20 protein-coding genes are annotated in these 20,824 nt (G+C 51.1%); 15 read left to right on the top strand and 5 right to left on the bottom strand.

The annotated features are described in order from the left end of the window. Nucleotides 1-42 precede the first annotated feature (42 nt). The 3 genes from ysgD (at nucleotide 43) to A7Z29_RS19475 (ending at nucleotide 2,125) form a co-directional block, all read left to right on the top strand. Nucleotides 43-99 carry a protein YsgD gene (gene ysgD, locus A7Z29_RS23825; protein WP_211180520.1) on the top strand — a complete coding sequence of 19 codons (57 nt, stop codon included), beginning with the start codon at nucleotides 43-45 and terminating at the stop codon, nucleotides 97-99. A 151-nt stretch (nucleotides 100-250) separates the two neighbouring features. Continuing rightward, nucleotides 251-1,201, top strand: a complete 951-nt coding sequence (gene corA / locus A7Z29_RS19485; RefSeq protein WP_000947159.1) for a magnesium/cobalt transporter CorA — start codon at nucleotides 251-253, stop codon at nucleotides 1,199-1,201. 624 nt (nucleotides 1,202-1,825) lie between these two features. After that, complete coding sequence (locus A7Z29_RS19475; RefSeq protein WP_000427365.1) at nucleotides 1,826-2,125, top strand: hypothetical protein; 300 nt, start codon at nucleotides 1,826-1,828, stop codon at nucleotides 2,123-2,125. A 46-nt stretch (nucleotides 2,126-2,171) separates the two neighbouring features. On the opposite strand, the gene rarD is transcribed toward A7Z29_RS19475, so the two are convergent. Both rarD and yigI read right to left on the bottom strand, forming a co-directional pair. After that, on the bottom strand, nucleotides 2,172-3,059 hold the full coding sequence (gene rarD / locus A7Z29_RS19470) for an EamA family transporter RarD (protein ID WP_105290663.1): 888 nt from the start codon (nucleotides 3,057-3,059) through the stop codon (nucleotides 2,172-2,174). 198 nt (nucleotides 3,060-3,257) lie between these two features. After that, on the bottom strand, nucleotides 3,258-3,725 hold the full coding sequence (gene yigI, locus A7Z29_RS19465; RefSeq protein WP_001277144.1) for an acyl-CoA thioesterase YigI: 468 nt from the start codon (nucleotides 3,723-3,725) through the stop codon (nucleotides 3,258-3,260). A 162-nt stretch (nucleotides 3,726-3,887) separates the two neighbouring features. Between yigI and pldA the strand changes: the two genes are divergently transcribed. The 3 genes from pldA to rhtC all read left to right on the top strand — a co-directional run bounded on the left by pldA (nucleotide 3,888) and on the right by rhtC (nucleotide 7,403). After that, nucleotides 3,888-4,757: a phospholipase A gene (pldA, locus tag A7Z29_RS19460; protein ID WP_001259600.1), complete on the top strand. Its 870-nt coding sequence runs from the start codon at nucleotides 3,888-3,890 to the stop codon at nucleotides 4,755-4,757. 132 nt (nucleotides 4,758-4,889) lie between these two features. Further along, the gene (recQ, locus tag A7Z29_RS19455; RefSeq protein WP_105290675.1) at nucleotides 4,890-6,719 is read left to right on the top strand and encodes an ATP-dependent DNA helicase RecQ; all 1,830 of its coding nucleotides are present in this window, start codon (nucleotides 4,890-4,892) and stop codon (nucleotides 6,717-6,719) included. A gap of 63 nt (nucleotides 6,720-6,782) precedes the next feature. Then, nucleotides 6,783-7,403 carry a threonine export protein RhtC gene (rhtC, locus tag A7Z29_RS19450; RefSeq protein ID WP_000928824.1) on the top strand — a complete coding sequence of 207 codons (621 nt, stop codon included), beginning with the start codon at nucleotides 6,783-6,785 and terminating at the stop codon, nucleotides 7,401-7,403. Between the two features lie 61 nt (nucleotides 7,404-7,464). On the opposite strand, the gene rhtB is transcribed toward rhtC, so the two are convergent. Next, complete coding sequence (gene rhtB, locus A7Z29_RS19445) at nucleotides 7,465-8,085, bottom strand: homoserine/homoserine lactone efflux protein (protein ID WP_000142514.1); 621 nt, start codon at nucleotides 8,083-8,085, stop codon at nucleotides 7,465-7,467. A 110-nt stretch (nucleotides 8,086-8,195) separates the two neighbouring features. Here rhtB and pldB point away from each other — a divergent pair, with 110 nt between their 5' ends. The 3 genes from pldB (at nucleotide 8,196) to bioP (ending at nucleotide 11,001) form a co-directional block, all read left to right on the top strand. Beyond that, nucleotides 8,196-9,218: a lysophospholipase L2 gene (gene pldB, locus A7Z29_RS19440; RefSeq protein ID WP_000487635.1), complete on the top strand. Its 1,023-nt coding sequence runs from the start codon at nucleotides 8,196-8,198 to the stop codon at nucleotides 9,216-9,218. Between the two features lie 7 nt (nucleotides 9,219-9,225). Then, complete coding sequence (yigL, locus tag A7Z29_RS19435; RefSeq protein WP_000285344.1) at nucleotides 9,226-10,026, top strand: sugar/pyridoxal phosphate phosphatase YigL; 801 nt, start codon at nucleotides 9,226-9,228, stop codon at nucleotides 10,024-10,026. Nucleotides 10,027-10,101: 75 nt separating this feature from the next. Beyond that, nucleotides 10,102-11,001 (top strand): biotin transporter, encoded by a 900-nt coding sequence (bioP, locus tag A7Z29_RS19430; RefSeq protein ID WP_001196253.1) that lies wholly within the window; start codon nucleotides 10,102-10,104, stop codon nucleotides 10,999-11,001. On the opposite strand, the gene metR is transcribed toward bioP, so the two are convergent. Next, nucleotides 10,889-11,842 (bottom strand): HTH-type transcriptional regulator MetR, encoded by a 954-nt coding sequence (metR, locus tag A7Z29_RS19425; RefSeq protein ID WP_000573632.1) that lies wholly within the window; start codon nucleotides 11,840-11,842, stop codon nucleotides 10,889-10,891. The genes bioP and metR overlap by 113 nt on opposite strands. A 117-nt stretch (nucleotides 11,843-11,959) precedes the next feature. On the opposite strand from metR, the gene metE reads away from it, so the two are divergent. Then, on the top strand, nucleotides 11,960-14,221 hold the full coding sequence (gene metE / locus A7Z29_RS19420; RefSeq protein ID WP_000153913.1) for a 5-methyltetrahydropteroyltriglutamate--homocysteine S-methyltransferase: 2,262 nt from the start codon (nucleotides 11,960-11,962) through the stop codon (nucleotides 14,219-14,221). A gap of 39 nt (nucleotides 14,222-14,260) precedes the next feature. Here the strand turns inward: metE and A7Z29_RS19415 are convergent, their stop codons facing one another. After that, the gene (locus tag A7Z29_RS19415; RefSeq protein ID WP_010353608.1) at nucleotides 14,261-15,076 is read right to left on the bottom strand and encodes a dienelactone hydrolase family protein; all 816 of its coding nucleotides are present in this window, start codon (nucleotides 15,074-15,076) and stop codon (nucleotides 14,261-14,263) included. Nucleotides 15,077-15,337: 261 nt separating this feature from the next. On the opposite strand from A7Z29_RS19415, the gene udp reads away from it, so the two are divergent. The 5 genes from udp to ubiB all read left to right on the top strand — a co-directional run bounded on the left by udp (nucleotide 15,338) and on the right by ubiB (nucleotide 20,776). Next, entirely contained in the window at nucleotides 15,338-16,099 is a 762-nt protein-coding gene (gene udp, locus A7Z29_RS19410; protein ID WP_000045180.1) for a uridine phosphorylase, read from the top strand. A 140-nt stretch (nucleotides 16,100-16,239) separates the two neighbouring features. Then, nucleotides 16,240-17,667, top strand: a complete 1,428-nt coding sequence (gene rmuC, locus A7Z29_RS19405) for a DNA recombination protein RmuC (protein WP_105290662.1) — start codon at nucleotides 16,240-16,242, stop codon at nucleotides 17,665-17,667. 94 nt (nucleotides 17,668-17,761) lie between these two features. Further along, nucleotides 17,762-18,517 carry a bifunctional demethylmenaquinone methyltransferase/2-methoxy-6-polyprenyl-1,4-benzoquinol methylase UbiE gene (gene ubiE / locus A7Z29_RS19400; protein WP_000227958.1) on the top strand — a complete coding sequence of 252 codons (756 nt, stop codon included), beginning with the start codon at nucleotides 17,762-17,764 and terminating at the stop codon, nucleotides 18,515-18,517. A 13-nt stretch (nucleotides 18,518-18,530) separates the two neighbouring features. After that, the gene (ubiJ, locus tag A7Z29_RS19395) at nucleotides 18,531-19,136 is read left to right on the top strand and encodes a ubiquinone biosynthesis protein UbiJ (RefSeq protein ID WP_001116106.1); all 606 of its coding nucleotides are present in this window, start codon (nucleotides 18,531-18,533) and stop codon (nucleotides 19,134-19,136) included. Continuing rightward, complete coding sequence (ubiB, locus tag A7Z29_RS19390; RefSeq protein ID WP_000187537.1) at nucleotides 19,136-20,776, top strand: ubiquinone biosynthesis regulatory protein kinase UbiB; 1,641 nt, start codon at nucleotides 19,136-19,138, stop codon at nucleotides 20,774-20,776. The genes ubiJ and ubiB overlap by 1 nt, the downstream gene beginning before the upstream one ends. Nucleotides 20,777-20,824 lie beyond the last annotated feature (48 nt).

Genomic DNA, 20,824 nt, shown 5'->3' with positions numbered 1-20,824 from the left:
GGCGTAACATGCGCGCACGATCACTCTAAGAGGACATTCGCCTTGGACACACCCAGTAGATACTGGCTCACTATCCTGTCATCCAGGATCAACTCCTAAGGCTATCCCTTTTTGCTGATAGCCTTAGCGGTTGTCAGCGACCTCAATTTTTCCAGTCGCGCTGAGTCAGGCTGTTTAATGGTCTGAAACCCAATTTGTTTCTGTGTGCCCACCGAACTGTCCGATATTTTAAGCATTGGGAGTCCCGGTCATGCTGAGCGCATTTCAACTGGAAAATAACCGACTGACCCGGCTGGAAGTCGAAGAGTCACAACCCCTTGTAAATGCAGTATGGATTGATCTTGTCGAACCGGACGACGACGAGCGACTGCGCGTACAATCTGAACTTGGTCAGAGCCTGGCAACCCGCCCGGAACTGGAAGACATCGAAGCATCGGCACGTTTCTTTGAAGACGACGACGGCCTGCATATTCACTCCTTCTTCTTCTTTGAAGATGCGGAAGATCACGCCGGTAACTCTACTGTGGCATTTACTATCCGCGATGGTCGCCTGTTTACCCTACGTGAGCGTGAGCTGCCTGCATTCCGTCTGTATCGTATGCGCGCCCGTAGCCAGTCAATGGTTGACGGTAACGCCTACGAGCTGCTGCTGGATCTGTTCGAAACCAAAATCGAACAGCTGGCGGATGAAATTGAAAACATCTACAGCGATCTGGAGCAGTTGAGCCGGGTAATTATGGAGGGGCATCAGGGCGATGAGTACGACGAGGCGCTCTCCACGCTGGCGGAACTGGAAGATATCGGCTGGAAAGTTCGTCTGTGTCTGATGGATACCCAGCGCGCGCTCAACTTCCTGGTGCGCAAGGCGCGTTTACCTGGCGGGCAACTGGAGCAGGCGCGTGAAATTCTGCGAGATATCGAATCCCTGCTGCCGCATAACGAATCCCTGTTCCAGAAGGTAAACTTCCTGATGCAGGCGGCGATGGGCTTTATCAACATCGAGCAGAACCGCATCATCAAAATCTTCTCGGTGGTATCCGTCGTGTTCCTGCCGCCAACACTGGTCGCTTCCAGCTACGGGATGAACTTCGAGTTTATGCCGGAACTGAAGTGGAGCTTCGGCTACCCAGGCGCGATTATCTTTATGATCCTCGCGGGCCTGGCACCATATCTGTACTTTAAGCGGAAGAACTGGTTGTAACTATACGATGTCGCTGTGAGTAAGTTAGTGTGCTGACAGCGACATTTTAGCCGAGGGAATCGCAGATAACATAATTGTTGTGAATAATATCCATGCCACGTTGAGTTGGACGCTTAATGAATCACAACTCACCCCTTCTATTACAGCATGAACAATAGAAAACAGTGTCAAACTCAATGAAATCAATACGAAATAGATTGCCTTACACCCAGTATCTCTTATTCTTTTAGCCCCAATATTAATGTTTATATATGTGTTGGCGATGACCAACACAAAACTCAACATCAGGTTGATATCATTCAGCGTTATTAATGTTATCCAGGATATTAAGGTATAAATAATAAATTTCAGGCGTGATAAACGTTCATCCCGTGATGGGTATAATATAGTTTCAATAAATGATTTAATCATTGTTATATTTTCGTTTATATAGGTAATTGTTTTAGTATATATTCATTTTTTTGAAAAGTAACTTTATATAATGTTCATCAGTTCTTATGTTGATAACGCTACAGTACTGGTTTAGGATGCGTGAGTTTCATTCAGAGCATGATATAGATTTAATTAAATATCATTAAATGCTATTTTTTTCTGTTAATAATATTTTTGGTGAATGGATTCCATATGGAAAATGGTAACTTTTGGCAGTTGTTCTTGGGTAAAGAACCTTACAGCAAAAAATCTGATTTTGTTAAGGCGTGGTTATTGTGGTGGGTTATTGCCATCTTCGTTCTATTTATTTTAAGCCTAACTACGACATTAAATTTAAGAAGTATAGGCGTAGGGTTAAGTTTTGGGTTTTGTCAAATCCTTGGTAGATATACAATGTCTCTAGGATGGAGTAAGTACTGGGGAGTTTTGGGTATATTTCCTGTAACAAACATTGTTCTTTTTCTTATCTTAATTTTTTTCAAAAAAAGATAGATAAGTCAGCGGGTAGGCTTTTTAAATGGCCTACCCACTTTAATGCTTAACTTTTTCGACGCTGCGTATAAATTGCATCCATCACAAAAATTGCCAGCGCCACCCAAATAAAGGCGAAGGTCACCATTTTATCTGCCCCCGGTGTTTCACCATAAAACGTCACTGCCAGCAGGAACATCAGCGTCGGGCCAATATACTGGAAAAAGCCTAACGTTGAGAGACGCAGGCGCGTGGCAGCGGCGGTGAAACACAACAGCGGTACAGTGGTGACAACACCAGCGGCGATTAGCAGTAAATTCAGCGACATTGGGTTTTGCCCCATATGGCTGGTAGAACTATCAGCAATAGCAAACAGGTAAATCGCCGCCACGGGCAGCAACCACATAGTTTCAATTAACATGCCGGTTTGTGCTTCTACCGCAATCTTCTTGCGCACCAGGCCGTAGAAGGCAAAACTAAATGCCAGTCCCAGCGCGATGATTGGCAGCGAACCAAAAGTCCAGAGCTGGACCAGCACACCACAAATCGCCAGAATCACTGCCAGCCATTGCATCCGGCGGAATCGCTCGCCGAGGAAAATCATCCCCAGCAATATATTCACCAGTGGATTAATAAAGTATCCAAGGCTGGCCTCCAGCATATGGTGATTGTTCACTGCCCAGATAAACAGTAACCAGTTGCCACCAATTAGCACAGCAGAGACTGCCAGCATAAATATTTTCTTCGGCGTCTGAATCAGGGTTTTTAAATAGGACCACTGGCGGCTGATGCTCATCAACACCACCATAAAGAAAAACGACCAGATTACACGATGCGTCAGGATCTCATCAGCAGGTACGTAATAAATCAGTTTGAAGTACGCAGGTGCAATACCCCAAATAAAATAAGCGGCAAGAGCGAGTAATACGCCCTGCCGCGTTTGTTTTGTATCCATTGGAAAACTCATTTTTTGTTGTTAATTGCAGTTTACCTGCTCAGATGGCTGACAAAGTGCGCTTTGTTCATGCCTTACCCAACCTACAAAAGGATGCAAATTCAATACATTGCATTTCTCTGGTAGACCAGATAAGCGTAGCGCATCAGGCAATTTGCGTTTGTCATCAGTTTAAGCAGTTTACCTGCTTTTAGATTTTCAACCTACCATATAGGTGGCGGTAGCACTGGCAATATAAAGCTGTTCTTCATTGTGCAGTTCGACACGGGCGACGGCGACTTTATTACCCGCACGTAACAGGCTACTAGTGGCTGTAAAACGCTCACCCCTGCCTGGACGCAGATAATCGACGCGAAGATCTATGGTTCCCATCCGCGATAGCCGCTGGCGCAGTTCATCTTCATTAATGGTTTCGTGACGCGTTAAAGTGCTGCCTACACATACCAGGCCAGCGGCGACATCCAGCGCCGACGCAATCACCCCGCCGTGCAAAATACTTTGCGCCCAGTTACCGACCATCATTGGCTGATTATTAAAGGCCAGCTGCGCAAATTCTTTTTCGTAACGCTCCAGTTCCATCCCCAATGCCCGGTTAAACGGCATGTGATAGACAAACATTTCACCCACTAATTTCAGGGCTTGTTCAGCAGTCAGTACGGCAGACATATCATCCTTACACTTCAATAGTTAATGAAATGTTGATTTTATGCTTCTTTGTTGTTGGTTTCTACTTTAGGAAGGGATAACTAACGGCAATTGAGTTAAGTATGTAGAATAGCCTGCAGAAATATTCATCTAATCAATAATTCGTCACGGAGAACATGACCGATGCGGACTCTTCTGGGCTGGTTGTTGCCTGTATATATGCTGCCGCTGGCGGTACATGCACAAGAGGCAACGGTGAAAGAGGTGCATGATGCGCCTGTTGTGCGCGGTAGTATTATCGCCAATATGTTGCAGGAACATGATAATCCTTTCACCCTTTATCCTTATGACACCAACTACATCATCTATACCCAGACCAGCGATCTGAATAAAGAAGCGATTGCCAGTTACGACTGGGCAGAAAACGCGCGTAAGGATGAAGTAAAGTTCCAGTTAAGTCTGGCGTTTCCGCTTTGGCGTGGGATTTTGGGAGCAAACTCTGTACTGGGTGCGTCTTACACCCAGAAATCCTGGTGGCAGCTTTCTAATAGCGAAGAGTCATCGCCGTTTCGTGAAACTAATTACGAACCGCAATTATTCCTCGGTTTTGCTACCGATTACCGCTTTGCTGGCTGGACACTGCGCGATGTGGAAATGGGCTACAACCACGATTCAAACGGGCGATCTGACCCGACGTCCCGTAGCTGGAACCGTATCTATACCCGCCTGATGGCAGAAAACGGCAACTGGCTGGTGGAAGTCAAACCGTGGTATGTAGTGGGTAATACAGACGATAACCCGGATATCACCAAATATATGGGGTACTACCAGCTTAAAATCGGCTACCACTTGGGTGATGCCGTATTGAGCGCGAAAGGACAGTACAACTGGAACACCGGTTACGGTGGTGCGGAGTTAGGCTTAAGTTACCCGATCACCAAACATGTGCGACTTTATACCCAAGTCTACAGCGGTTACGGCGAATCGCTCATCGACTATAACTTTAACCAGACCCGCGTCGGTGTGGGGGTTATGCTAAACGACTTGTTTTGATGAACGGTTGAGTGGTTGGCAAATCTGGAATCCAGCATCCAGTATTACCCTCTCAGAAACTAAAAGCATTGCAGTTTCTTGCGCAGGCGCTGAAAATAGCGCCTGTTTTTATTTCAGGCAATTGGGGTGAATGTGGCGCAGGCGGAAGTGTTGAATCTGGAGTTCGGAGCTAAACAGGTTTTACAAGAAACCTTTGGCTACCAACAGTTTCGCCCCGGTCAGGAAGAAATTATCGACACCGTACTTTCCGGTCGCGATTGCCTCGTCGTCATGCCAACTGGCGGCGGAAAATCCCTGTGCTATCAAATCCCTGCGTTGTTATTGAACGGTCTTACTGTCGTTGTTTCACCGCTAATTTCGTTGATGAAAGATCAGGTGGATCAACTGCAAGCCAACGGTGTGGCGGCGGCGTGCCTTAACTCGACGCAGAACCGCGAGCAGCAGCTTGAAGTGATGACAGGCTGCCGTACCGGGCAAATTCGCCTGCTATATATCGCGCCGGAACGCCTGATGCTGGATAACTTCCTTGAGCATCTGGCGCACTGGGATCCTGTCTTATTAGCCGTTGATGAAGCGCATTGTATTTCCCAATGGGGTCACGATTTCCGCCCGGAATATGCCGCGCTCGGCCAGTTGCGCCAGCGTTTCCCGACGTTGCCGTTTATGGCGTTAACCGCTACTGCCGATGACACCACGCGGCAAGATATCGTGCGCCTGCTGGGGCTTAATGATCCGCTGATCCAAATCAGTAGTTTTGACCGCCCGAATATTCGCTACATGTTGATGGAGAAATTTAAACCACTCGATCAACTGATGCGTTACGTTCAGGAACAACGCGGTAAGTCGGGGATTATTTACTGCAATAGCCGTGCGAAAGTAGAAGACACCGCTGCGCGCCTGCAAAGTCGGGGTATTAGCGCAGCGGCGTATCACGCAGGGCTGGAAAACGATGTCCGTGCCGACGTGCAGGAAAAATTCCAGCGTGATGACCTGCAAATCGTGGTGGCTACCGTGGCCTTCGGTATGGGCATCAACAAACCTAACGTCCGCTTCGTGGTGCACTTTGATATTCCGCGCAATATTGAATCCTATTATCAGGAAACAGGTCGCGCCGGGCGTGACGGCCTGCCCGCAGAAGCGATGCTGTTTTACGATCCAGCAGATATGGCGTGGTTGCGCCGCTGTCTGGAAGAAAAGCCGCAGGGGCAACTACAGGATATCGAGCGCCATAAACTGAATGCGATGGGCGCGTTTGCCGAAGCGCAAACCTGTCGTCGTCTGGTACTGCTGAACTACTTTGGCGAAGGGCGTCAGGAACCGTGTGGGAACTGCGATATCTGCCTCGATCCGCCGAAACAATACGATGGTTCAACCGATGCGCAGATTGCGCTTTCTACCATTGGTCGTGTGAATCAGCGGTTTGGTATGGGCTATGTGGTGGAAGTGATCCGTGGTGCTAATAATCAGCGTATCCGCGACTATGGCCATGACAAACTGAAAGTTTACGGCATGGGGCGTGATAAAAGTCATGAACACTGGGTGAGCGTGATCCGTCAACTGATTCACCTCGGTCTGGTGACGCAAAATATCGCCCAGCATTCTGCGCTACAACTGACAGAGGCCGCGCGTCCGGTGCTGCGTGGCGAATCCTCTTTGCAACTCGCCGTGCCGCGTATTGTGGCACTCAAACCGAAAGCGATGCAGAAATCCTTCGGCGGCAATTATGATCGCAAACTGTTCGCCAAATTACGCAAACTACGTAAATCGATTGCCGATGAAAGCAATGTTCCGCCGTATGTGGTGTTTAACGATGCGACACTGATTGAGATGGCAGAGCAAATGCCGATCACCGCCAGCGAAATGTTGAGTGTAAACGGTGTCGGGATGCGCAAGCTGGAACGCTTTGGTAAACCGTTTATGACGCTGATTCGCGCTCATGTCGACGGCGATGACGAAGAGTAGTCAACGGCATAAAAAAGTGCCAGGATGAACATTCCGTAAACGTTTTCCCCGCGAGTCAAATGTATGTTGATGTTATTTCTCACCGTTGCCATGGTGCACATTGTGGCGCTTATGAGCCCCGGCCCCGATTTCTTTTTTGTCTCTCAGACCGCCGTTAGTCGTTCCCGTAAAGAAGCGATGATGGGCGTGCTGGGCATTACCTGCGGCGTAATGGTCTGGGCAGGAATCGCGCTGCTTGGCCTGCATCTGATTATCGAAAAAATGGCCTGGCTGCATACGCTAATTATGGTTGGCGGTGGTCTGTATCTTTGCTGGATGGGTTACCAGATGCTGCGCGGTGCGCTGAAAAAAGAGGCTGTTTCTGCGCCTGCACCACAGGTGGAACTGGCGAAAAGCGGGCGCAGTTTCCTGAAAGGCTTACTGACCAATCTCGCCAATCCGAAAGCGATTATCTACTTTGGCTCGGTGTTCTCATTGTTTGTCGGTGATAACGTCGGTACTACCGCGCGCTGGGGCATTTTCGCGCTGATTATTGTCGAAACGCTGGCGTGGTTTACCGTTGTTGCCAGCCTGTTTGCGCTACCGCAAATGCGCCGGGGTTATCAACGTCTGGCGAAGTGGATCGACGGTTTTGCCGGGGCGTTATTTGCCGGATTTGGCATTCATTTGATTATTTCGCGTTGATACCAGACGCGTCATCAGAGAAAGTCGGATAAGGCGTTTATGCCGCATCCGACATTATTTTTCACGCATGTCTTGCCGATGCCAACAGCGCCCCCACCAGCATAAACAGCGAGCCGAATATCTTATTCAGCGCCTTCATCTGCTTCGGCCCTTTAATCCAGAGAGCGATTCGTTGGGCGAGGGTGGCGTAACCGATCATCACAATAATATCGACCACAATAGTGGTGACGCCGAGCACAATATACTGCATCAGTTGCGGTTGCTGCGGCATGATGAATTGCGGAAATAGCGCCGCCAGAAACACAATACTTTTGGGATTAGTAAGATTCACAAACACTGACCGCTGGAACAGGTGGCGGCGCGATTGGGTAGGCGTCAGCGATTTAAGATCAATTGCACCAGCGGCGCGCCACTGCTGTATTCCCAGCCAAATCAGGTAAGCCGCGCCTGCCCACTTCAACACTTCAAAAGCAATAACCGAGCGGGAAAATAGTGTCCCCAAACCCACGCCAACCAGCACAATATGAATCGCCAGTCCGGTCTGAAGCCCTGCAATAGACGCCACCGCGCCGCGATAACCGTGGTTGAGCGAAGTGGTCATGGTGTTGATTGCGCCAGAGCCTGGCGAGAGGCTTAAAATGATCGATGTCAGTAAGTAGGCGAACCACCATTCAAAGGTCATGGGAATCTCCCGGATAGTCTATTTTTGTGCCACAATACGCTACTGTCGCAGCGTTGTGTCAGGCACGCTTAAAAAAACGATTTTACGTGGTTTAAGAGGCAGATTACCCGATGTTTCAGCAGCAAAAAGACTGGGAAACAAGAGAAAAAGCGTTTGCTGCTTTTACGATGGGGCCACTGACTGACTTCTGGCGTCAGCGGGACGAAGCAGAGTTTATCGGCGTGGATGACATTCCGGTGCGTTTTGTCCGCTTTCGCGCTCAACAACATGATCGGGTGGTCGTCATTTGTCCGGGGCGTATTGAGAGCTATGTAAAGTATGCGGAGCTGGCCTACGACCTGTTCCATCTGGGGTTTGATGTCTTAATCATCGACCATCGCGGTCAGGGGCGTTCCGGTCGACTGTTAGCCGATCCGCATCTTGGTCATGTTAATCGCTTTAATGATTATGTTGATGATCTGGCGGCGTTCTGGCAACAAGAAGTTCAGCCAGGTCCGTGGCGTAAACGCTATATACTGGCGCACTCGATGGGCGGTGCGATTTCCACGCTGTTTCTGCAACGTCACCCTGGTGTGTGCGATGCCATTGCGCTAACTGCGCCAATGTTTGGGATTGTGATTCGTATGCCATCATTTATGGCGCGGCAGATCCTTAACTGGGCAGAAGCGCATCCACGTTTTCGTGATGGCTATGCGATTGGCACCGGGCGCTGGCGCGCGCTGCCGTTTACCATCAATGTACTGACCCACAGCAGGCAACGATATCGACGTAATTTACGTTTCTATGCTGATGACCCAACGATTCGCGTCGGTGGGCCGACCTACCATTGGGTACGCGAAAGTATTCTGGCCGGCGAACAGGTGTTAGCCGGTGCGGGTGATGACGCCACGCCAACGCTTCTCTTGCAGGCTGAAGAGGAACGCGTGGTGGATAACCGTATGCACGACCGTTTTTGTGAACTCCGCGCCGCAGCGGGTCATCCTGTAGAAGGGGAGCGACCGCTGGTAATTAAAGGTGCGTACCATGAGATCCTTTTTGAAAAGGACGCAATGCGCTCAGTCGCGCTCCACGCCATCGTTGAATTTTTCAACCGGCATAACTCACCCAGCGGAAATCGCTCTATAGAGGTTTAAATTTCTTATGTATCAGGTTGTTGCGTCTGATTTAGATGGTACGTTACTTTCTCCCGACCATACGTTATCCCCTTACGCCAAAGAAACCCTGAAACTGCTCACCGCGCGTGGCATCAACTTTGTGTTTGCGACGGGTCGCCACCACGTCGACGTGGGTCAGATTCGCGATAATCTGGAGATTAAGTCTTACATGATTACCTCCAATGGCGCGCGCGTGCACGATCTGGATGGTAATCTGATTTTCGCGCATAACCTGGATCATGACATTGCCAGCGACCTGTTTGGCGTGGTCAACGACAACCCGGACATCATTACTAATGTTTATCGTGATGATGAATGGTTTATGAATCGCCACCGTCCGGAGGAGATGCGCTTTTTTAAAGAAGCAGTATTTAAATATGCGCTGTATGAGCCGGGTTTGCTGGAGCCGGAAGGCGTCAGCAAAGTGTTCTTCACCTGCGACTCCCATGAAAAATTGTTACCGCTGGAGCAAGCAATCAATGCTCGCTGGGGCGATCGCGTCAACGTCAGTTTCTCTACTTTGACTTGTCTGGAAGTGATGGCTGGCGGCGTTTCTAAAGGTCATGCGCTGGAAGCGGTGGCGAAGAAATTGGGCTACAGTCTGAAGGATTGCATTGCGTTTGGTGACGGGATGAACGACGCCGAAATGCTGTCGATGGCGGGGAAAGGCTGCATTATGGGCAGTGCGCACCAGCGCCTGAAAGATCTGCATCCGGAGCTGGAAGTGATTGGCACTAACGCCGAAGACGCGGTGCCGCATTATCTGCGTAAGCTCTATTTATCGTAATCGTTCTTTATTTGGTCAGTTGTCAACCTGATACTTCGCTACAATGGATACTCGTTAATCAAAGAGTTTTCCATTGTGGCGCTACTTATCATCACCACGATTCTGTGGGCCTTCTCCTTTAGCTTTTATGGCGAGTACCTTGCGGGGCACGTCGACAGCTATTTTTCGGTGCTGGTACGCGTTGGGCTGGCGGCGCTCGTTTTCCTGCCGTTCCTGCGTACCCGTGGCAATAGCCTGAAAACCATTGGCCTGTATATGCTGGTGGGCGCGATGCAGCTTGGCATTATGTATATGCTCAGTTTTCGTGCCTATCTCTACCTGACGGTCTCTGAACTGCTGCTGTTTACCGTGCTGACGCCGCTCTACATCACGCTGATTTATGACATTATGAGCAGACGTCGTCTGCGCTGGGGTTATGCGTTCAGCGCGTTACTGGCGGTGATTGGTGCCGGAATTATTCGTTACGATCAGGTCACTGACCATTTCTGGACTGGCCTGCTGCTGGTGCAACTCTCCAATATCACTTTCGCGATTGGCATGGTGGGTTACAAACGCCTGATGGAAACTCGCCCGATGCCGCAGCATAACGCCTTTGCGTGGTTCTATCTTGGCGCGTTCCTGGTGGCGGTGGTTGCATGGTTCTTGCTGGGAAATGCGCAGAAAATGCCGCAAACCACGTTGCAATGGGGCATTCTGGTGTTTCTTGGCGTGGTGGCTTCCGGGATTGGCTACTTTATGTGGAACTACGGCGCGACGCAGGTGGACGCCGGAACGCTGGGCATTATGAATAATATGCACGTTCCGGCAGGGCTGCTGGTTAACCTGGCTATCTGGCACCAACAGCCGCACTGGCCAACATTTATCACAGGCGCGCTGGTGATCCTGGCCTCACTGTGGGTGCATCGGAAGTGGGTCGCTCCGCGCTCTTTACAAACGGCAGATGATCGCAGGCGTGATTGCGTGCCGAGCGAATAAACGCTTCTGTCACTGGCTGACGCTGCTCGCCATCGCGCACGGCGGCGTACAGTCGGCTCCATAATCCCTCGCCCAGGGTTTTGGTCACAACCAGACCCTGGCGCTCAAAACTCTCCACGACCCAATGCGGCAGAGCGGCAATACCCATCCGCGCGGCAACCATCTGAATCAACAATAAGGTGTTATCGACGCTTTTCAGCGACGGGCTAACGCCTGCGGGCTGCAGAAAATGCCGCCAGACGTCCAGTCGGCTGCGCTGTACCGGATAAATCAGCAGCGTTTCGCTGGCGAGATCTTCCGGCGTGATTCGCGTTTTCGCCGCCAGTGGGTGGTCAGGTGCTAATACCAGACGTACTTCATAATCGAACATCGGCGAATAATGCAGGCCACTGCGCGGCAGAATATCGGAGGTCATCACCAGATCCAGCTCGCCCTGCTGCAACGCGGGCTGCGGGTCAAACGTCACGCCCGATTTAAAGTCCATCTCGACCTGCGGCCAGCTCTTATGGAAATTTTCTAACGCGGGCGTCAGCCACTGAATACAGCTATGGCACTCAATGGCAATGCGCAGGCGCGTCTGCTGCGGTTCATTGCAGGCTTGCAGTGCCTGACTGATTTGCGGCAGTACCTGGTTTGCCAGTTGCAACAGGATTTCTCCCTGCGGCGTAAAACGTAGCGGCTGGCTTTTACGCACAAATAGCCGGAAGCCAAGGCGTTGTTCCAGATCGCTAAACTGGTGAGACAGGGCGGATTGCGTCTGATGCAACGTCGCCGCAGCGGCTGCGAGCGAGCCGCAATTCCGCAACGCTTGTAGCGTTTTCAGGTGTTTTACTTCGATCATGAAAGTCCTTCACTTCGGCATGAATAATTTGCGCTTGAGGAATATACAGTAACCGCCAATTATGGATGTGTAAACATCTGGACGGCTAAATACTAAAAATTCCATAAGGGGCATATAATGACAATTCTTAATCACACCCTCGGTTTCCCTCGCGTTGGCCTGCGTCGCGAGCTGAAAAAAGCGCAAGAAAGTTATTGGGCGGGGAACTCCACGCGTGAAGAATTACTGGCAGTAGGGCGTGAATTGCGTGCTCGTCACTGGGATCAACAAAAGCAGGCGGGTATCGACCTGCTGCCGGTGGGCGATTTTGCCTGGTACGATCATGTTCTGACCACCAGCCTGCTGCTGGGTAACGTTCCGGCGCGTCATCAGAATAAAGACGGTTCGGTGGATATCGACACCCTGTTCCGTATTGGTCGCGGTCGTGCGCCAACAGGTGAACCTGCGGCGGCGGCAGAAATGACCAAATGGTTTAACACCAACTATCACTACATGGTGCCGGAATTCGTTAAAGGCCAACAGTTCAAACTGACCTGGACGCAGCTGCTGGATGAAGTAGACGAGGCGCTGGCGTTGGGTCACAAGGTGAAACCTGTGCTTCTGGGGCCGGTTACCTATCTGTGGCTGGGGAAAGTGAAAGGTGAACAGTTTGACCGCCTGAGCCTGCTGAACGATATTCTGCCGGTTTATCAGCAGGTTCTGGCAGAACTGGCAAAACGCGGTATTGAGTGGGTACAGATTGACGAACCGGCGCTGGTGCTGGAACTGCCGCAGGCGTGGCTGGACGCATATAAACCTGCTTACGATGCGCTCCAGGGCCAGGTGAAACTGCTGCTGACCACCTATTTTGAAGGTGTAACGCCAAACCTCGACACGATTACGGCGCTGCCTGTTCAGGGTCTGCATGTCGACCTCATTCATGGCAAAGATGATGTAGCAGAACTGCACAAGCGCCTGCCTTCTGACTGGCTGCTGTCTGCCGGACTGGTCAATGGTCGTAACGTCTGGCGCGCCGATCTCACCGAGAAATATGCACAAATTAAAGACATTGTCGGCAAACGTGATTTGTGGGTGGCATCTTCCTGCTCGCTGCTGCATAGCCCTATCGACCTGAGCGTGGAAACGCGTCTTGATGCAGAAGTGAAAAGCTGGTTTGCCTTCGCCCTGCAAAAATGTCATGAACTGGCTCTACTGCGCGATGCGCTGAACAGTGGTGATACGGCAGCTCTGGCAGAGTGGAGCGCCCCGATTCAGGCGCGTCGTCACTCTACCCGCGTACATAATCCGGCGGTAGAAAAGCGTCTGGCGGCGATTACCGCCCAGGACAGCCAGCGTGCGAACGTTTATGAAGTGCGTGCTGAAGCCCAGCGTGCGCGTTTTAAACTGCCAGCCTGGCCGACCACCACGATTGGCTCTTTCCCGCAAACTACAGAAATTCGTACCCTGCGTCTGGATTTCAAAAAGGGCAATCTCGACGCCAACAACTACCGCACGGGTATTGCGGAACATATCAAACAGGCCATTGTTGAGCAGGAACGTTTAGGACTGGATGTGCTGGTGCATGGTGAGGCTGAGCGTAATGACATGGTGGAATACTTTGGTGAGCACCTCGACGGTTTTGTCTTTACGCAAAACGGTTGGGTACAGAGCTACGGTTCCCGCTGCGTGAAGCCACCGATTGTTATTGGTGACGTTAGCCGCCCGGCACCGATCACCGTGGAGTGGGCGAAGTATGCGCAATCGCTGACCGACAAACCGGTAAAAGGGATGCTGACCGGCCCGGTGACCATTCTTTGCTGGTCATTCCCGCGCGAAGACGTCAGCCGTGAAACCATTGCCAAACAAATTGCGCTGGCGCTGCGTGATGAAGTGGCCGATCTGGAAGCCGCTGGAATTGGCATCATCCAGATTGATGAACCGGCGCTGCGCGAAGGTTTACCGCTGCGTCGCAGCGACTGGGATGCATATCTCCAGTGGGGCGTGGAAGCTTTCCGTATCAACGCCGCCGTGGCGAAGGATGAAACGCAGATCCACACTCACATGTGTTATTGCGAGTTCAACGACATCATGGATTCGATTGCGGCGCTGGATGCTGACGTCATCACTATCGAAACCTCGCGTTCCGACATGGAGTTGCTGGAGTCATTCGAAGAGTTTGATTATCCGAATGAAATCGGTCCAGGCGTCTATGACATTCACTCGCCAAACGTACCGAGCGTGGAATGGATTGAAGCCCTGCTGAAGAAAGCGGCAAAACGCATTCCGGCAGAGCGCCTGTGGGTCAACCCGGACTGCGGCCTGAAAACGCGCGGCTGGCCAGAAACCCGCGCGGCACTGGCGAACATGGTGCAGGCGGCACAGAATTTGCGTCGGGGATAAACTCCAAACCGGGTGGTAATACCACCCGGTCTTTTCTCATTACAGCGACTTCTTCCCACCATACTGCTTAAACCATTCCAGCATACGCTGCCAACCGTCTTTCGCAGACTCGGCATGATAGCTCGGGCGATAATCGGCGTTAAATGCATGACCGGCATCCGGGTACACGATAATCTCCGCTTTCGCGTTTGCTGCCCGCAGCGCCTGACGCATGGTTTCGACGCTCTCCTGCGGAATGCTGTTATCCTGACCGCCATATAAGCCGAGAACCGGCGCGTTAAGATCGGTTGCGATATCAACAGGTTGTTTCGGTGAATTCAGCGACTTATCGCCTGTCAGCTTGCCGTACCACGCCACTGCCGCTTTCAGCTGCGGGTTGTGCGCGGCATACAACCAGGTGATACGTCCGCCCCAGCAAAATCCGGTAATCATTAAACGATGGACATCGCCGCCGTTGCGGGACGCCCAACTGGCGACATGATCGAGATCGGCCAGCACCTGTGAGTCAGGCACTTTTGCTACCAGACCGCTTAGCAACGTGGGAATATCGGCGAAATCATTCGGATCACCTTCGCGGAAGTAGAGTTCTGGTGCGATAGCCAGATATCCCTCCAGCGCCAGACGGCGACAAATGTCACGGATATGTTCATGCACGCCAAAAATTTCCTGCACTACAATGACCACTGGTAGTGGGCCATCGCTCTGTTTTGGACGGGCATGATAAGCAGGCATGTTATCCCCTTGTGAAGGGATAGAGGTGAACCCTGCCACAATCGCATCATCCGGAGTCTGAACGATGGTCGAGGCGAGGGGGGATGCAGCAGGTGCAAATCCAGAGTGTTGTGTTGTTGTCATGGTATTCTCCGTACCCTTATAAAAATTTTGCGCAATGTTAACTATAGTCAGCGTGCAACAATTCACATTGCCTCAAATGGCTCATCTTTTAAGCGGCCTTACTGACTTAAGAGTAAATTATGTGATTTAAGTCACTTTTGATGAGTAAATGTATGCAACACATTTGCATCATAGTGATGACTATCACGAAAAAATCTTAATCCCTTCGGTAAAGTACCTTTTTGCTTCTTCTGACTAAACCGATTCACAGAGGAGTTGTATATGTCCAAGTCTGATGTTTTTCATCTCGGCCTCACTAAAAACGATTTACAAGGGGCTACGCTTGCCATCGTCCCTGGCGACCCGGATCGTGTGGAAAAGATCGCCGCGCTGATGGATAAGCCGGTTAAGCTGGCATCTCACCGCGAATTCACCACCTGGCGTGCAGAGCTGGATGGTAAACCTGTTATTGTCTGCTCTACCGGTATCGGCGGCCCGTCTACTTCTATTGCCGTTGAAGAACTGGCACAGCTGGGCATTCGCACCTTCCTGCGTATCGGTACAACTGGCGCTATTCAGCCGCATATTAATGTTGGTGATGTACTGGTTACCACGGCGTCTGTTCGTCTGGATGGCGCGAGCCTGCACTTCGCACCGCTGGAGTTCCCGGCTGTCGCTGATTTCGAATGTACGACTGCGCTGGTTGAAGCAGCGAAATCCATTGGCGCGACGACTCACGTTGGCGTGACTGCTTCTTCTGATACCTTCTATCCAGGTCAGGAACGTTACGATACTTACTCTGGTCGCGTAGTCCGTCACTTTAAAGGTTCTATGGAAGAGTGGCAGGCGATGGGCGTGATGAACTATGAAATGGAATCTGCGACTCTGCTGACCATGTGTGCAAGTCAGGGTCTACGTGCCGGTATGGTAGCGGGTGTTATCGTTAACCGCACCCAGCAAGAGATCCCGAATGCTGAGACGATGAAACAAACTGAAAGCCAAGCGGTGAAAATCGTGGTGGAAGCGGCGCGTCGTCTGCTGTAATCCTCTTCTCCTGTCTGAAGGCCGACGCGTTCGGCCTTTTGTATTTTTGCGTAGCGCCTCGCAGGAAATGCCTTTCCAACTGGACGTTTGTACAGCACAATTCTATTTTGTGCGGGTAAGTTGTTGCGTCAGGAGGCGTTGTGGATTTCTCAATCATGGTTTACGCAGTTATTGCGTTGGTGGGTGTGGCAATTGGCTGGCTGTTTGCCAGTTATCAACATGCGCAGCAAAAAGCCGAGCAATTAGCTGAACGTGAAGAGATGGTCGCGGAGTTAAGCGCGGCAAAACAACAAATTACCCAAAGTGAGCACTGGCGCGCTGAGTGCGAGTTACTCAATAACGAAGTGCGCAGCCTGCAAAGTATTAACACCTCTCTGGAGGCCGATCTGCGTGAAGTAACCACGCGGATGGAAGCCGCACAGCAACATGCTGACGATAAAATTCGCCAGATGATTAACAGCGAGCAGCGCCTCAGTGAGCAGTTTGAAAACCTCGCCAACCGTATTTTTGAGCACAGCAATCGCCGGGTTGATGAACAAAACCGTCAGAGTCTGAACAGCCTGTTGTCGCCGCTACGTGAACAACTGGACGGTTTCCGCCGTCAGGTTCAGGACAGCTTCGGTAAAGAAGCACAAGAACGCCATACCCTGACCCACGAAATTCGCAATCTCCAGCAACTCAACGCGCAAATGGCCCAGGAGGCGATCAACCTGACGCGCGCGCTGAAAGGCGACAATAAAACTCAGGGCAACTGGGGCGAGGTAGTATTGACGCGGGTGCTGGAGGCTTCCGGTCTGCGTGAAGGGTATGAATATGAAACCCAGGTCAGCATCGAAAATGACGCCCGCTCGCGGATGCAGCCGGATGTCATCGTGCGGCTGCCGCAGGGAAAAGATGTGGTGATCGACGCCAAAATGACGCTGGTCGCCTATGAACGCTATTTTAACGCCGAAGACGACTACACCCGCGAAAGCGCGCTACAGGAACATATCGCGTCGGTGCGTAACCATATCCGCTTGCTGGGGCGTAAAGATTATCAACAGCTACCAGGGCTAAGAACGCTGGATTACGTGCTGATGTTTATCCCCGTCGAACCTGCGTTTTTACTGGCGCTTGACCGCCAGCCGGAGCTGATAACAGAAGCGTTGAAAAACAATATCATGCTGGTTAGCCCGACCACGCTGCTGGTGGCGTTGCGTACTATCGCCAACCTGTGGCGCTATGAGCATCAAAGTCGTAACGCCCAGAAAATAGCCGATCACGCCAGCAAGCTGTACGACAAGATGCGTTTGTTCGTCGATGACATGTCAGCGATTGGTCAAAGTCTCGACAAAGCGCAGGATAACTACCGCCAGGCAATGAAAAAACTCTCTTCAGGTCGCGGAAATGTGCTGGCGCAGGCAGAAGCGTTCCGCGGTTTAGGGGTAGAAATTAAACGCGAGATTAATCCGGATTTGGCTGAACAGGCGGTGAGTCAGGATGAAGAGTATCGACTGCGGTCGGTTCCGGGGCAGCCGAATGATGAAGCTTATCAACGCGATGATGAATATAATCAGCAGTCGCGCTAGCCCATTGGGGGTAGTTACGCCGGGTAGAAATCTAGGGCATCGACGCCCAATCTGTTACACTTCTGGAACAATTTTTTGATGAGCAGGCATTGAGATGGTGGATAAGTCACAAGAAACGACGCACTTTGGTTTTCAGACCGTCGCGAAAGAGCAAAAAGCGGATATGGTCGCCCACGTTTTCCATTCCGTGGCATCGAAATACGATGTTATGAATGATTTGATGTCATTTGGTATTCATCGTTTGTGGAAGCGATTCACGATCGATTGCAGCGGCGTACGCCGTGGGCAAACTGTGCTGGATCTGGCTGGCGGCACCGGCGACCTGACAGCGAAATTCTCCCGCCTGGTCGGTGAAACTGGCAAGGTAGTCCTCGCCGATATCAATGAATCCATGCTCAAAATGGGGCGCGAGAAACTGCGTAATATCGGCGTGATTGGCAACGTTGAGTATGTTCAGGCGAACGCCGAGGCGCTGCCGTTCCCGGATAACACCTTTGATTGCATCACCATTTCGTTTGGTCTGCGTAACGTCACCGATAAAGATAAAGCACTGCGTTCAATGTATCGCGTGCTGAAACCCGGCGGCCGCCTGCTGGTGCTTGAGTTCTCGAAACCGATTATCGAACCATTAAGCAAAGCTTATGACGCTTACTCCTTCCATGTTCTGCCGCGTATTGGCTCGCTAGTCGCGAATGACGCCGACAGCTACCGTTATCTGGCTGAATCCATCCGTATGCATCCCGATCAGGATACTCTGAAAGCCATGATGCAAGATGCCGGATTCGAAAGTGTCGATTATTACAACCTGACGGCTGGCGTTGTGGCGCTGCATCGTGGTTATAAGTTCTGACAGGAGACCGGAAATGCCTTTTAAACCTTTAGTGACGGCAGGAATCGAAAGTCTGCTCAACACCTTCCTGTATCGCTCACCCGCGCTGAAAACCGCCCGCTCGCGTCTGCTGGGTAAAGTATTGCGCGTGGAGGTAAAAGGCTTTTCGACATCGTTGATTCTGGTGTTCAGCGAACGTCAGGTCGATGTACTGGGAGAATGGGCAGGCGATGCTGACTGCACTGTTATCGCTTATGCCAGCGTGTTGCCGAAACTTCGCGATCGCCAGCAGCTTGCTGCACTGATTCGCAGTGGTGAGCTGGAAGTGCAGGGCGATATTCAGGTGGTGCAAAACTTTGTTGCGCTGGCAGATCTGGCGGAGTTCGACCCTGCTGAACTGCTGGCACCTTATACGGGTGATATCGCCGCCGAAGGCATCAGCAAAGCCCTGCGTGGTGGCGCGAAGTTCCTGCATCACGGTATTAAACGCCAGCAACGCTACGTGGCTGAAGCCATTACTGAAGAGTGGCGTATGGCACCTGGTCCGCTTGAAGTGGCCTGGTTTGCGGAAGAGACATCCGCCGTTGAACGTGCTGTCGATGCGCTAACCAAACGGCTGGAAAAACTGGAGGCAGTTTAATGACGCCAGGTGAAGTACGGCGCCTGTATTTCATCATTCGCACTTTTTTAAGTTACGGACTTGATGAACTGATCCCTAAAATGCGTATCACTTTGCCGTTGCGGTTATGGCGATACTCGTTATTCTGGATGCCGAATCGGCATAAAGACAAACCATTAGGTGAACGACTGCGACTGGCGCTGCAAGAACTGGGTCCGGTATGGATCAAATTTGGACAGATGCTATCGACCCGCCGTGACCTTTTTCCGCCGCATATTGCTGACCAACTGGCGCTCTTGCAGGATAAAGTCGCGCCTTTTGACGGCGAACTGGCGAAAGCACAAATTGAAGCGGCGATGGGCGGTCTGCCGGTGGAAGCGTGGTTTGATGATTTTGACATTAAGCCGCTGGCATCGGCTTCCGTTGCACAGGTACATACTGCGCGGCTGAAATCGAATGGCAAAGAGGTGGTGATTAAAGTCATTCGCCCGGATATTTTGCCGGTCATAAAAGCGGATCTGAAACTCATCTATCGTCTGGCGCGTTGGGTGCCGCGTTTACTGCCGGATGGTCGCCGTCTGCGTCCAACCGAAGTGGTGCGCGAGTACGAAAAGACGTTGATTGATGAACTGAATTTGCTGCGGGAATCTGCCAACGCCATTCAGCTTCGGCGTAATTTCGAAAATAGCCCGATGCTCTACATCCCGGAGGTTTACCCTGACTATTGCAGTGAAGGGATGATGGTGATGGAGCGCATTTACGGCATTCCGGTGTCTGATGTTGCGGCGCTGGAGAAAAACGGCACCAACATGAAATTGCTGGCTGAACGCGGCGTGCAGGTGTTCTTCACTCAGGTCTTTCGCGACAGCTTTTTCCATGCCGATATGCACCCTGGCAATATCTTCGTAAGCTATGAACACCCGGAAAACCCGAAATATATCGGCATTGATTGCGGGATTGTTGGCTCGCTAAACAAAGAAGATAAACGCTATCTGGCAGAAAACTTTATCGCCTTCTTTAACCGCGATTATCGCAAAGTGGCAGAGCTGCACGTTGATTCTGGCTGGGTGCCGCCAGATACCAACGTTGAAGAGTTCGAATTTGCTATTCGTACTGTCTGTGAACCAATCTTTGAGAAACCCCTGGCCGAAATTTCGTTTGGACATGTGCTGTTAAATCTGTTTAATACGGCGCGTCGCTTCAATATGGAAGTACAGCCGCAACTGGTGTTACTCCAGAAAACCTTGCTCTACATCGAAGGGGTAGGACGCCAGCTTTATCCGCAGCTCGATTTATGGAAAACGGCGAAGCCTTTCCTGGAGTCGTGGATTAAAGATCAGGTCGGTATTCCTGCGCTGGTGAGAGCATTTAAAGAAAAAGCGCCGTTCTGGGTCGAAAAAATGCCAGAACTGCCTGAACTGGTTTACGACAGTTTGCGCCAGGGCAAGTATTTACAGCACAGTGTTGATAAGATTGCCCGCGAGCTTCAGTCAAATCATGTACGTCAGGGACAATCGCGTTATTTTCTTGGAATTGGCGCGACGTTAGTATTAAGCGGCACATTCTTGTTGGTCAACCGACCTGAATGGGGGCTGATGCCCGGCTGGTTAATGGCAGGTGGTTTGATCGCCTGGTTTGTCGGTTGGCGCAAAACACGCTGATTTTTTCATCGCTCAAGGCGGGCCGTGTAACGTATAATGCGGCCTTGT

It is taken from the genome of Escherichia sp. MOD1-EC6842, assembly GCF_002965705.1.
GTDB classification, from domain to species: domain Bacteria; phylum Pseudomonadota; class Gammaproteobacteria; order Enterobacterales; family Enterobacteriaceae; genus Escherichia; species Escherichia ruysiae.
The sequence above is the reverse complement of the archived record's forward strand: the minus strand, read 5'-3'. Positions and strand labels throughout refer to the sequence as shown.